The organism is Methylobacterium tarhaniae, from assembly GCF_001043955.1.
GTDB classification, from domain to species: Bacteria; Pseudomonadota; Alphaproteobacteria; order Rhizobiales; family Beijerinckiaceae; genus Methylobacterium; species Methylobacterium tarhaniae.
In genome coordinates, this window is the sequence record NZ_LABZ01000142.1 from 1 (window position 1) to 11,602 (window position 11,602).

General features: G+C 72.1%; 10 protein-coding genes and 1 pseudogene. 8 read left to right on the forward strand and 3 right to left on the reverse strand.

Translation table 11 applies throughout. From position 1 onward, the window contains the following. Window positions 1-383 precede the first annotated feature (383 nt). A complete protein-coding gene (locus tag VQ03_RS19860; protein WP_048452633.1) occupies window positions 384-1,784 on the forward strand; it encodes an FAD/NAD(P)-binding protein in 1,401 nt (466 codons plus the stop codon). 263 nt (window positions 1,785-2,047) lie between these two features. On the opposite strand, the gene VQ03_RS19865 is transcribed toward VQ03_RS19860, so the two are convergent. Continuing rightward, on the reverse strand, window positions 2,048-2,659 hold the full coding sequence (locus tag VQ03_RS19865; protein ID WP_048452634.1) for a 2-dehydro-3-deoxy-6-phosphogalactonate aldolase: 612 nt from the start codon (window positions 2,657-2,659) through the stop codon (window positions 2,048-2,050). Further along, a complete protein-coding gene (locus tag VQ03_RS19870; protein ID WP_048452635.1) occupies window positions 2,650-3,528 on the reverse strand; it encodes a 2-dehydro-3-deoxygalactonokinase in 879 nt (292 codons plus the stop codon). Before VQ03_RS19870 ends, VQ03_RS19865 begins: the two co-directional genes overlap by 10 nt. A gap of 131 nt (window positions 3,529-3,659) precedes the next feature. Here VQ03_RS19870 and VQ03_RS35080 point away from each other — a divergent pair, with 131 nt between their 5' ends. From VQ03_RS35080 to VQ03_RS32090, 4 genes are all read left to right on the forward strand, one after another. Continuing rightward, on the forward strand, window positions 3,660-3,794 hold the full coding sequence (locus VQ03_RS35080; protein ID WP_280948499.1) for a hypothetical protein: 135 nt from the start codon (window positions 3,660-3,662) through the stop codon (window positions 3,792-3,794). Further along, window positions 3,794-5,146: a fumarylacetoacetase gene (fahA, locus tag VQ03_RS19875; RefSeq protein WP_048452636.1), complete on the forward strand. Its 1,353-nt coding sequence runs from the start codon at window positions 3,794-3,796 to the stop codon at window positions 5,144-5,146. Before VQ03_RS35080 ends, fahA begins: the two co-directional genes overlap by 1 nt. Further along, entirely contained in the window at window positions 5,143-5,463 is a 321-nt protein-coding gene (locus VQ03_RS19880) for a Rieske (2Fe-2S) protein (protein WP_048452637.1), read from the forward strand. The genes fahA and VQ03_RS19880 overlap by 4 nt, the downstream gene beginning before the upstream one ends. A 132-nt stretch (window positions 5,464-5,595) precedes the next feature. Further along, on the forward strand, window positions 5,596-5,910 hold the full coding sequence (locus tag VQ03_RS32090; RefSeq protein WP_083468109.1) for a hypothetical protein: 315 nt from the start codon (window positions 5,596-5,598) through the stop codon (window positions 5,908-5,910). 384 nt (window positions 5,911-6,294) lie between these two features. Here the strand turns inward: VQ03_RS32090 and VQ03_RS19885 are convergent, their stop codons facing one another. After that, window positions 6,295-7,212, reverse strand: coding sequence for a 2-dehydropantoate 2-reductase (locus VQ03_RS19885; protein ID WP_048452638.1), 918 nt, complete (start codon window positions 7,210-7,212; stop codon window positions 6,295-6,297). Between the two features lie 184 nt (window positions 7,213-7,396). On the opposite strand from VQ03_RS19885, the gene zwf reads away from it, so the two are divergent. The 3 genes and pseudogenes from zwf to VQ03_RS19900 form a co-directional block, all read left to right on the forward strand. Further along, on the forward strand, window positions 7,397-8,917 hold the full coding sequence (gene zwf, locus VQ03_RS19890; RefSeq protein ID WP_048452639.1) for a glucose-6-phosphate dehydrogenase: 1,521 nt from the start codon (window positions 7,397-7,399) through the stop codon (window positions 8,915-8,917). 15 nt (window positions 8,918-8,932) lie between these two features. After that, on the forward strand, window positions 8,933-10,840 hold the full coding sequence (locus VQ03_RS19895; protein WP_048452640.1) for an amylo-alpha-1,6-glucosidase: 1,908 nt from the start codon (window positions 8,933-8,935) through the stop codon (window positions 10,838-10,840). A gap of 30 nt (window positions 10,841-10,870) precedes the next feature. After that, window positions 10,871-11,602, forward strand: a pseudogene (locus VQ03_RS19900) (MGH1-like glycoside hydrolase domain-containing protein); the annotation flags it as partial.

Genomic DNA, 11,602 nt, shown 5'->3' on the forward strand with positions numbered 1-11,602 from the left:
CAGATGTACTTGTCAAAGAGCCGATCGGGCTGGAGCCAGATCTCGTACCCCGGAGAACAGAAAGCCGAACCAGGTCGCCCTGGCCCTTGCTTGCCCTTCTCTGAGGAAGTCCGGTGGGGCAGGCCGTTTGCTCGGCGCCCCGCCGGTGAGCGGCTGTCTAAGGGTAGCCGGCTCGCCTGTCAACTCGGCCGAACCCCGAAGGAACGCGGCCGGGGCGACGAGGGCAGGGGGCTGCCGAACTCGGCAAGAGCCCTGTGCTTCCAGTGAGTACGTGTGCCCCGCGTTTCAGAGTGCGCCGGGCCGCCTATCGGTTGATTGCGCCGGTCGAGACCTTCCCGCGGTCTCCCCTAGATAGGAGAGGCGACGCAGGAGAGCGACGGCGGATGCGCACGACCCTTCCACCCATCGCGGTGATCGGTGCCGGGTTCAGCGGCACCATGGCGGCTCTGCATCTGAGCCGGCTGATGCCGGAGCGCCCGGTCCTGCTCTGCGAGAAGTCGGGCGCCTTCGCACGCGGGCTCGCCTACGCGACGGGGTGCAGCGATCACCTGCTCAACGTACGCGCGACCAACATGAGCGCGTTTCCGGACCAGCCGGAGCATTTCGCCCGCTGGCTCGAAGCCTGCCCCCTCGACGGGGCCGCATGGACCCGCTCGACGCCGGCCGGATTGTTCGCGGCCCGTGGGCTCTACGGCCGGTATGTCACGGAACTCTTGCTGACGGCCTTGTCCGAGCCCGGGCCGGCACCGCGGCTCATGCTCGAGAATGACGAGGTGGTCGACCTCGCGCCGACGGCCGAGGGCTTCGACCTGACGCTTGCGGCCGGGCGGCGGCGGCAAGTGGCCGGCGCCATCCTGGCTTGCGGCAACCTGCGGGCGCCGCGCGGACCCCGCAGCCGCTACGCCGTCGACCCTTGGGACGACACTCAGCTCGACGACCTGCGCTCCGACCTGCCGCTGCTCATCATCGGGACCGGGTTGACCATGGTCGACGCGGTCGCGGCCTTGCGTCAGCGCCGCTTCGCCGGGCCGATCCTCGCGGTGTCGCGCCACGGCCTGCTGCCGCAGGTTCACGCCGCGGGCGCGCCGTGGCCGGCGCCCGAGATACCGATTGCGGCGCGCCGGTCACTCACCGCGCTGCTGCGCTTTCTTCGCGACGAGACGCGCCGGGCCGCTTCGGCCGGAATCGATTGGCGCAGCGTGATCGATTCCCTTCGGGGGGCCAGCATCGGCCTCTGGCGGAGCCTGCCGCTCTCCGAGCAGCGCCGCTTCCTGCGCCATGTCCGCGCGTTCTGGGACGTGCACCGACACCGGATGGCGCCGCCGGCCGCCGAGATCATCGGCCGGGAGCGTGCCGGCGGTGGGCTGACCCTGATGCGGGCCCGGGTGGTCGCGGTCGAGGATCAGGCCGGCCACGCCCGTGTCAGCCTGCGCGAGCGTGGCGCCGCCACGCCGCGGATCGTCGACGTGCAACGGATCATCGACGCCACCGGGGTCGGACGCGTCGCCGATACGGATGACTTGCTGCTGCGCCGCCTGATGGGCCGCGGGCTGATCCGTCCGGATGCCCTCGGGCTCGGTCTCGCCGTGGCGGACGACCTCGCGGTGCTCGACCAGCGCGGCGAGGCCGGTCGGCCACTCTGGACGCTCGGACCTCTGCTGCGCGGAACGCTATGGGAATGCACGGCGGTGCCCGATATCCGCGGTCAGGCGGCCGAGCTCGCCAGGATCGTGGCGGCCCGGCTGCAGGAAACGGCATCCGGGACCGAGCGGGAGACGGCTTGAGACCACCGGTGGGACGATCCTCGGCGGAGTCGTGCAGCCTCAGGACCGGCCCGAACTGCGCAAGCGCCTCGCCTCAGGTTCCATAAGATACCTTATGCGAATCGCGGCTGTAGGCGCCGTATTAAAATGTCCCACCTGCGCCAAGGTGGAATGGCACACTCCCCCGTTTTGCGGAACGCGGGAGGTCGCCGTGGGGTGGGTCCTGGTCCACGGCTTCTCCACCTCCGCGGATCGCGGATGCCGCCATCCTCCGCCCGCGGCGCTCAGAGCGCCGCGATCAGGGTCTTCGCCTTGGCGGCGACCTGCTCCGGGGTGTCGCCGGGCTTGTAGAGCGACGAGCCGCAGCCGTAGCCGCTGGCGCCGGCCTCCCGCCAGGCCGGCAGGCTGCTTGCGTCGACGCCACCGACCGGGAGCAGCGGCGTGCCCTTCGGCAGCACCGCCCGCAGGGCCTTCAGCATCGGCGGACCGCCGGCCTCGGCCGGAAACAGCTTCAGGGCATCGGCCCCGGCATCGAGGAGGCCGAACGCCTCGGCCGGCGTCAGGAAGCCCGGCATCGCCACCATGCCCCGGGCCTTGGCGGCGCGCACGAGGGTCGAATCGGCATGCGGCGTCACCAGCAGGCGCCCACCGGCCGCGGCCACCGCCTCGACCTCGGCCTCGCGGCGGAAGGTGCCCGCGCCGACGAGCGCGCGGTCGCCGAGGCGGGCCGCCAGGCGGCGCACGCTCTCGACCGGCTCGGGCGAGTTCAGCGGCACTTCGAGGATCACCACGCCCTCGGCCACCAGCGCCTCGCCGATGGCCTCGACCTCCTCCGGACGCACGCCGCGCAGGATCGCCACCAGGGGGCAGCGCGCGAGCCAGCCCGTCACATCCATTCGGTTCTCTCCCCGATCAGCGCCAAGCCGCGGGCGGCGGCATCCGGGTCGCCCGCGACCGCCTCGCCGCCCTTGAGGGCGATCGCCCGGCCGTAGAGCGCCATCAACGGGCCGGAGCCCACAAGACGCACGAGCGCGGGCTCGGACATGGCGGCCGCCACGTCGTGCCCGATCAGCAGGCCCGACAGGTAGCTCGCCGCATCCTCCGGCGCGAGTCGGCCGAACAACCCGAGGGCGCGGGTGCCGAACAGGTGGTGGAGCAGCCCTCCGCCCTCCGCCGAGCGGGCCACGCCCGATTCGAAGGCCGGACCCACCTCCACCGGTCCGGTCATCATCCGGCCGAGGATCGTGTGGCCGCTCAAGGCCGCGAAAGCCTCGCCGGTCATGCTGGTGGTGAAGCCGGCGATGCGGCCGCCTACGACCCGCACCCACTTGGCGTGGCTGCCGGGCAGGCAGATCAGCGCGTCCTCGGCTTCGTCGGCGAGAGACCCGAAGACCTGGACCTCCTCGCCGCGCATCACCTCGGGAATACCGGACGCGTCCTCGGCGCTCAGGCCCGGCACCAGCCGCACGACGGCATTCGCGAAGGGCACCGGCACGACGGCGCCGGCCAGCGCGTCCAGCCCCGCCGGACAGGCGAGGTAAGGCGCTTCCTGCCAGCCCTGGCGGCTGCCGACCATGCCGGAGAGCAGAACCCGGTTCTCGCCCTCCGCCAGCCAGTCGCCGACCATCTCCGTGAGGGCCGCCGGAAAGCCGCCTTCCGGCACCCGCAGGATGCCGCCTGCGCCCTCGCGCCGCGCCAGAACCGCCCCGGTCGGCGCGAGCCGGTAGGCGCGGGCGCTGCTCGTTCCCCAATCCACCGCGATCATGCCCGGTGCTGTGCCCCAGCAGCGGTCCGCGCGCAACCGCTCGCGCGCTTGACGCCGGTCCGGGCCGCTCTTAAGCCACGGTAAATGGTTGCAGGCGAAACTAATAGACGGGTGAGGAAAGGGTCGCCGCCATGAATGCCCAACCCATGAGCATCCAGGCGCCGTCCGGGCTTCGTCCCGCCGCCAGCGGCTCCGGCCTCGATGACGGGACTGCCGGGCGCCACTTCGCCGACCATGGCGACCCGACCCCGCCGGAGGCGCCGTGATGCGAACCTCCGGCTCGACGGAGCTCGACCATACGCACGACCCCTCGGCCCGCTCCTGCGTGCCGGGAGCCGACGGGCATCCCGACTTCCCGATCCAGAACCTGCCGCTCGGACTGTTCTCGCCGGAGGGCGGCACCACGCGGGCCGGCGTCGCGATCGGCGACCAGATCCTCGATCTCGCGGCGGCGCAGGCGGCGGGGCTCGTCACCGGCGACGCGGCTCGGGCGGTGACGGCGGCGGAATCCGGCGATCTGAACGGGATGCTCGCCCTGGGGACCGGTCCGCGCCGGGCCCTGCGCGAGCAGCTCTTCGCGCTTCTGCGGGCGGACGGGCCGGATCGCGACCGGGTGCCGCCGCTCCTGCACGCGGCGGCGTCCTGCACGCTGCACCTGCCCGCGCGGATTGGCGACTACACCGACTTCTTCGTCGGCATCGACCACGCCACCAACACCGGCCGCCAGTTCCGGCCCGAGCAGCCGCTCCTGCCGAACTACAGGCACGTGCCGGTCGGCTATCACGGTCGTGCCTCGTCGATCCGGCCTTCCGGGGTACCGGTGCGCCGGCCGCACGGCCAGGCGAAGCCGCCGCACCTCGACGCGCCGGTCTTCGGCCCGTCGCGGCGGCTCGATTACGAGCTGGAACTCGGGGTCTGGATCGGGCCCGGCAACGCGCTCGGCACGCCGGTCCCCATTGCCGAGGCCGCCGGGCAGGTGGCGGGCTTCTGCCTGCTCAACGACTGGTCGGCCCGGGACATCCAGGGCTGGGAGTACCAGCCCCTCGGGCCCTTCCTGGCCAAGAGCTTCGCCACCACGATCTCGCCCTGGATCGTCACGCCGGAGGCGCTGGCGCCGTTCCGGATCCCCCAGACGGCGCGGCCTTCGGGTGATCCCGATCCCCTGCCCTACCTCCTCGACGAGGCCGACCAGGCCGGCGGCGCGCTCGACCTCGAACTGGATATCCTGCTCTCGACCCGGGCCGCCCGCGAGGCCGGCCTTCCGCCGCACCGGGTCGCACGCTCCAACGCCCGGCACATGTACTGGACGGTGGCGCAGATGATCGCCCATCACACCAGCGGTGGCTGCAACCTGCGCCCGGGCGATCTCCTGGGCACCGGTACGCTGTCGGGTCCGGACCCGGAATCCTGCGGCAGCCTGCTCGAGACCACCCACGGCGGCAAGGCGCCGATCCGCCTCGCGAGCGGCGAGGAACGGCGCTTCCTGGAGGACGGCGACGAGGTCATCCTGACGGCGCGGGGCTTGCGCGAGGGCTTCGCGCCGATCGGCTTCGGCGCATGCCGGGCCACGGTGTGTCCTGCGCCGGTGTATCCTGCGCCGGCGTATCCTGCGCCATGACCTGGCACGCGGTCGCCGATCTCGCCGAGTTCGACGGGAGCCCGGTGCTGGCCCGCGAGGCTGGCGGCGTCTCCCTGGCGCTCTACCGCGTCGACGGCGTGGTCTACGCCACGCAGGCGCATTGCACCCATGCCGGCGTGAGCCTCGCCGGCGGCGAGGTGGTGGAAGGCTACATCGAGTGCCCAGCGCATTACGGCCTGTTCGAGATCGCCACCGGCCGGGCGCAGGGCGGGCCGGTCTGCCGCGACCTCGCGACCTATCCGGTCCGGGTCGAAGGCAGCCGGGTCTGGGTCGAGGTCGGAACGGCCGGCCTCTGAGCGAACCGGGCTCCCGTCATCCATCCATCGCATTCCGTTCACGGAATGATGAGATGGCAGTCCGAACGGGAAGATCTATATCATGATCACCGCTGCACAATCGAAGCGGAGGATCTGGACCCGGAGGCATATATGAAACGATTGTCTCTCGCCGGTATCGCAGTGTTTCTCGCCCTGCCGGCCTATGCGCAGACGGGTGTCAATCCTGCCGAAATCAGGGAGTCAGGCCCGCCTCGGCTCACGTCACCGTACCAGGGACAGGAGGAAGTCTTCGAGGGGAGCCGATCGCAGATCGACAATTCGGGGCCCGGCTCGACCGGAACCCTCGCCCGCAGCGGCCTCGGTGCCGATAACTGGTCCAACGACACCGCCAACACCTCGAACTCGTCCGATCCCGAGCGCGGGCTCCCGAATACCGGGGGCGGTGGTGGCGGTGACGGCCAATAGCGGACTGTTCCCCGCCTGAAAGCCTCCGCCGCGAGCCGGGCGGCGGAGGCCGCCGTGCCCTGCTCGGATGGCCGTGACCTCGCCTGCGCCGCCCGCATGACGGCCTCGATCGCGCGCGGATTCCGGAGGCCGTCCCGGGCGTTCGCTGGCGGCGCGGCCTCGCTCCGGTTCATGGGTCGAACAGACCTCGCGCGAGGTCTGCTCCCGGCTCCGGACCGACGCGGCCGTGTCGGGGAGGGGTCGGGCCCGGATCGATGGTCGCCGACAATCGCACCCCGGGCTTCTTGCCGATCGCCTCGATGTGGCGCAGGCCGATCAGGTCTGCGCCCGCAATCCTCACCTCGTCACGCCGCACGAGGCCGGCTTCGGGCAGGACGCCGTGACCTACCGGTCCCCCGCCAGCCCCTGCCCGCTCGCCGCACCGGCGAGCGCCAGGATCGCCCGATTGAGCGGCACGGCGATCCCGTGGCGCTCGGCAGCCGCCACGACGGCGCCGGTGAGGTGGGCGTGCTCCAGGGGACGGCCGGCGAGGCGGTCGTAGAGCATCGAGCTGCCGCCGTCGCTGCTGATGCGCCGATAGCTGTCGAGGATGCGGGTGGCATCCTCCCCGGTCAGCCGGGCGCCCTCGGCATTGGCGACCCGGATCACCTCGTCCATCAGCCCGCGGGCAAGCTCCTGGATCGCCGGATCGTTGAAGACCACGATGCGCCGCAGGGTGAGCGCCGTGATCGGGTTGACGACCGCGTTGCTGAGCAGCTTGCGCCAGGCGACGGTGACGAAATCCGCCTCCTGCGTGATCTCGAACGGCGTGCCGGCAAACAAAGCCGCGAAGGCGGCGCCGTCCGGGCCCGCCGGCAGGCTCATCTTCGTGCTGCCGTGATGGGTGATGCGGCCCGGCGCCGTGCGCTCGACCGAGCAGTAGATGATCGCCGGCAGCACCGTCACGTCGGCCGGCAGGTGGGGACGCGCCCGTTCCGCCTGCCCGACGCCGTTCTGCACCACGACCACGCGGGTTCCGGGCCCGACGAGGGTACGGAACCAGTCCTTCGCGCTCGCGGTGTCCTGGGCCTTGGTGGTCACCAGCACCCAGTCGGCGGCGCCGACCTGAGCCGGATCGGCGACGATGCGCACGGGCACCTCGCGCTCCCCGGACGCGTCGGTGACGACGAGGCGGTCGAACGGCGTGCGCACGCAGAGCGTCACGTCGCGCCCCGCCCGCTGCAGCGCCCCCGCCAGGTAGCCGCCGATCCCGCCGCTCCCGATCACCGCGACGCTGCCCGCCTGCCTGGTGCCGTCCGCCATCGTTCCGCTCGCTCTCGAAGAGAATGTCCCGCGGGACCTTAGGGCCGCCCCCTCCTCCCGGGAAGGCGGCGAGGATGCGGGTGGGCCCTGCACCCGCCGCGGCCTGACCTTGGGGCGCCCCTTGCCCGCCGCGGCGCGAGATCTAGCTTCCCGGCCGTCGTGCCCCGTTGGCAAGGAGACCCCCATGACGTCGCACGTCCCGGTGGAGGGGCATGCCGCCTCCGGCAGCAAGCCGGCTCCGCCCTGCACCATCGTGATCTTCGGCGCCGGTGGCGACCTGACCAAGCGCCTGCTGATGCCGGCGCTCTACAACCTCGCGGGCAGTCACCTCCTCGACGGGACGACCACGATCTGGGGCGTCGACCACAGCGCGGGCTCCGACGAGACGTGGCGCAGGACCCTCTCCGACACGATGGAGTCCTTCACCAAGGACGAGACGGCGGAGTTCCACGCCAAGCACATCGACCCGAAAGCCTGGGGCTTCGTGCGCGACCGGCTGCACTACCTCGAGGGCGACTTCCTGGCGCCCGAGACCTACCGGACCATCGCGGAAAAGATTCCCGGCAATGCGGTGTTCTACCTCGCGGTGGCGGCGCGCTTCTTCGCGCCGATCGTCGAGCACCTGGGCCAGGCCGGGCTGCTGACGCAGTCTGACGGGGCCTTCCGCCGGGTGGTGATCGAGAAGCCGTTCGGCAGTGACCTCGCCTCGGCGCAGGAACTGAACAAGCGGCTGCTCGCCGTCGCCGACGAAGCGCAGCTCTACCGGATCGACCACTTCCTCGGGAAGGAGACCGTTCAGAGCATCATGGCGATCCGCTTCGCCAACGGGATGTTCGAGCCGATCTGGCGGCGCGACTTCGTCGACCACGTGCAGATCACCGCCGCCGAGACCATCGGCGTCGAGGAGCGCGGCGCCTTCTACGAGCCGACGGGCGCCTTGCGGGACATGGTGCCCAACCACCTCTTCCAGCTCCTGTGCATGACCGCGATGGAGCCGCCGGTCTCCTTCGAGGCCGAGGCGGTGCGCACCGAGAAGGCGAAGCTCGTCCAGGCCGTGCGCCCGGTCCAGCCGGAGGATGCGGTGCGCGGCCAGTACCGGGCGGGCACCGTCCAGGGCCATGCCGTGCCGGCCTACCGCGACGAGCCGCACGTGGCCGAGGACAGCCGTACCGAGACCTATACGGCGCTCAAGCTCACCATCGACAATTGGCGCTGGGGCGGGGTGCCGTTCTACCTGCGCACCGGCAAGCGGATGACCGGGCGGCGCACCGAGATCGCGGTGCATTTCAAGCCGGCGCCCTACCGGCTGTTTCGCGACACCCCGGTCGACCAGATCGCCCCCAACATCCTGCGGATCATGGTCGATCCGGTGCAGGGGATGACCACCGAGTTCAACGCCAAGGTGCCGGGGCCGTCGATGCGGCTCGGCGCCGTGCGCTCCACCTTCCGGGAGGGCGACTTCTTCGCGCAGGAGCCGAATGTCGGCTACGAGACCCTGATCTACGATTGCCTCTGCGGCGACGCGACCCTGTTCCAGCGCGCCGACAACATCGAGGCCTCGTGGGCCGTCGTCGACCCGCTGGTCAAGGCATGGGGCGCCGGCGGCGAGCCGGACTTCTACGAATCCGGCAGCGCCGGGCCTGACGCCGCGGGCGCGTTGCTCGCCCGCGACGGCCGGCGCTGGCTGCCCCTGGACGGCGACTGACCGGGCGACGAGGCCGTGGACGACGCGCGCGAATGGCTCGAGGCCGACGGGCTCGGGGGCTTCGCCTCCGGCCCGGTCGCGGGCCCGCGCCGGCGGCGCTACCACGCCCTCCTCCTGACCGCGACGACCCCGCCGACGGGCCGCGTCGTCCTGGTCAACGGGATCGAGGCGGAGGTCGCGACCGCGGGCGGCACCGTGGCGCTCTCGACCCAACACTACGCGCCGGACGTGATCCACCCGGACGGGTGGCGCCACATCGCGGATGTCTCGCTGCGGCCCTGGCCGCGCTGGACTTACCGCCTGCCGGACGGCAGCACGATCCTGCACGAGGTGCTGGTCGAGCCCGAATCCTGCGAGACGCTGCTGCGCTGGCAGCGCCTGGCCGGCAGCGGCCCCTGCATCCTCACCCTGCGCCCGCTCCTCTCGGGCCGCGACTACCACGCCCTGCACCACGAGAACCCGGCCTTCGCCTTCGCGGCGACCGTGCAGGGCGGCAACGTCTGCTGGCGGCCCTATCCCGACCTGCCGGCCGTCGCGGCGCTCACCAACGGGGCCTATGCGCACGAGCCGGAATGGTACCGGAATTTCCTCTACACGGCGGAGCGCGACCGCGGCCTCGACGCCGTCGAGGATTTGGGCAGCCCCGGCCGCTTCACCTTCGATCTCGCCGCCGGCCCCGCCGCGATGGTCCTGCGCAGCGGCGACGGCCTCGGCGTGCGGGCGGCGGCCCATGCCGAGCACCTGCTGGCGGGTGAGCGGGCGCGGCGGGAAGCCTTGTCGCCGCTCGCGCTCGCCGCGGGCGCCTACCTGGTCGACCGGCCGGGCGGGCGCACCCTGGTGGCGGGCTTCCCGTGGTTCACCGATTGGGGGCGCGACACCTTCATCGCCCTCCGTGGCTTGCTGGTCGCCACCGGCGCCCTCGCGCAGGCCCGCGCGATCCTGCTCGCCTGGGCCGGCGCGGTGAGCGAGGGCATGATGCCGAACCGCTTCCCCGACCGGGGCGAGGCGCCGGACTACAACGCCGTCGATGCCTCGCTCTGGTACGTGGTGGCGGTCCACGACGTGCTCGCCGCCCATGCCGCCGCGGACCGGCCGGTTCGCGCATCCGAGGCCGCGCGCCTCGCCGAGGCCTGCACGGCGATCCTCGACGGCTACGCCGCCGGCACCCGCTACGGGATCGCGGCCGATGCCGACGGGCTGCTGCGCGCCGGCGTGCCGGGCATGCAACTCACCTGGATGGACGCCAAGGTCGGCGATTGGGTGGTCACGCCGCGCATCGGCAAGCCGGTCGAGGTCCAGGCCCTGTGGATCAATGCCCTTCGGATCGGGGCGGCCCGTTGGTCGCCGCACTGGCGCGAGCTGGAGCAGCGCGCCTCCGCCAGCGTCGCGCGCTTCGTCTCCCCCTCGGGCGCCCTCTACGACGTGATCGATGCCGACCACGTGCCGGGCGCGGTGGACGCGCGGTTGCGGCCGAACCAGATCCTGGCGGTCGGTGGCCTGCCCTCCCCGCTCCTCACCGGCGCCCCGGCCCGGGCCGTGGTCGATGCCGTGGAGACGCGGCTCCTCACGCCTCTGGGACTGCGCTCCCTCGATCCCGCCGACGCGGATTATCGCGGCGCCTATGCGGGCGGTCCGAGGGAGCGGGACGGCGCCTACCATCAGGGAACGGTCTGGCCCTGGCTGATCGGCCCCTTCGTCGATGCCTGGCTCTCCGTGCGCGGCCGCTCGCCCGAGGCCAAGGCCGAGGCGCGCGCCCGCTTCCTGCCGCCCCTCGACGCCCATCTGGAACAGGCCGGACTCGGCCACGTCTCGGAGGTCGCTGACGGCGACGCTCCGCACCGTCCCGGCGGCTGCCCGTTCCAGGCCTGGTCCCTCGGCGAGCTGATCCGCGTGCGGCGGATGCTCGACCTGGATCCCGTGTGACTCCCGTCCGTGTGAGCGGAGACCTCAGCGATGCCCGATCCCGCCCCCTGCCTCACCGAGACCGAGGAGGGCCGCCGCCTCGCCGCCGTCGAAGCGGAGGGCTGGCACCGCTGGGGACCCTACCTGAGCGAGCGCCAATGGGGCACGGTGCGGGAGGATTACAGCGCGGGCGGCACCGCCTGGGACTACCTGCCCCATGACCACGCCCGCTCCCGCGCCTATCGCTGGGGCGAGGACGGCATTGCCGGCTTCAGCGACGACCGCCAGCTCTGGTGCCTGGGCCTCGCCCTGTGGAACGGCCGCGACCCGATCCTGAAGGAGCGGATGTTCGGGCTCACCAACGGCGAGGGCAACCACGGCGAGGACGTGAAGGAGCTGTGGTGGTACCTCGATGCCACCCCGACCCACTCCTACATGCGGATGCTCTACAAGTACCCGCAAGCCCCCTTCCCCTATGCCGACCTCGTCGCCGAGAACGGACGGCGCAAGGGACGAAACCTCCCCGAATACGAGATCGCCGATACGGGCGTGTTCGCCGACGGTCGCTACCACGACGTGACGGTGGAATACGCCAAGGCCGCACCCGACGACGTCCTGATGCGGGTCACGGTCGTCAATCGCGGCCCGGAGGCGGCCGAGCTTCACGTCCTGCCGCATCTCTGGGCCCGCAACACCTGGTCGTGGGGGACTGAATCCTGGGAGCAGGCGCAGCCCCGCCCGCTCCTGCGCCTGACCGAGACCGGCGCGGTCGAGGCGACGCGC

Coding starts and splice junctions, on each gene's coding strand:
- VQ03_RS19870 (WP_048452635.1), bottom strand. CDS start 3,528: ATGATCGCGGTGGATTGGGGAACGAGCAGCGCCCGCGCCTACCGGCTC.
- VQ03_RS19860 (WP_048452633.1), top strand. CDS start 384: ATGCGCACGACCCTTCCACCCATCGCGGTGATCGGTGCCGGGTTCAGC.
- VQ03_RS32090 (WP_083468109.1), top strand. CDS start 5,596: ATGAAACGATTGTCTCTCGCCGGTATCGCAGTGTTTCTCGCCCTGCCG.
- VQ03_RS35080 (WP_280948499.1), top strand. CDS start 3,660: ATGAATGCCCAACCCATGAGCATCCAGGCGCCGTCCGGGCTTCGTCCC.
- zwf (WP_048452639.1), top strand. CDS start 7,397: ATGACGTCGCACGTCCCGGTGGAGGGGCATGCCGCCTCCGGCAGCAAG.
- VQ03_RS19865 (WP_048452634.1), bottom strand. CDS start 2,659: ATGGATGTGACGGGCTGGCTCGCGCGCTGCCCCCTGGTGGCGATCCTG.
- VQ03_RS19880 (WP_048452637.1), top strand. CDS start 5,143: ATGACCTGGCACGCGGTCGCCGATCTCGCCGAGTTCGACGGGAGCCCG.
- fahA (WP_048452636.1), top strand. CDS start 3,794: ATGCGAACCTCCGGCTCGACGGAGCTCGACCATACGCACGACCCCTCG.
- VQ03_RS19885 (WP_048452638.1), bottom strand. CDS start 7,212: ATGGCGGACGGCACCAGGCAGGCGGGCAGCGTCGCGGTGATCGGGAGC.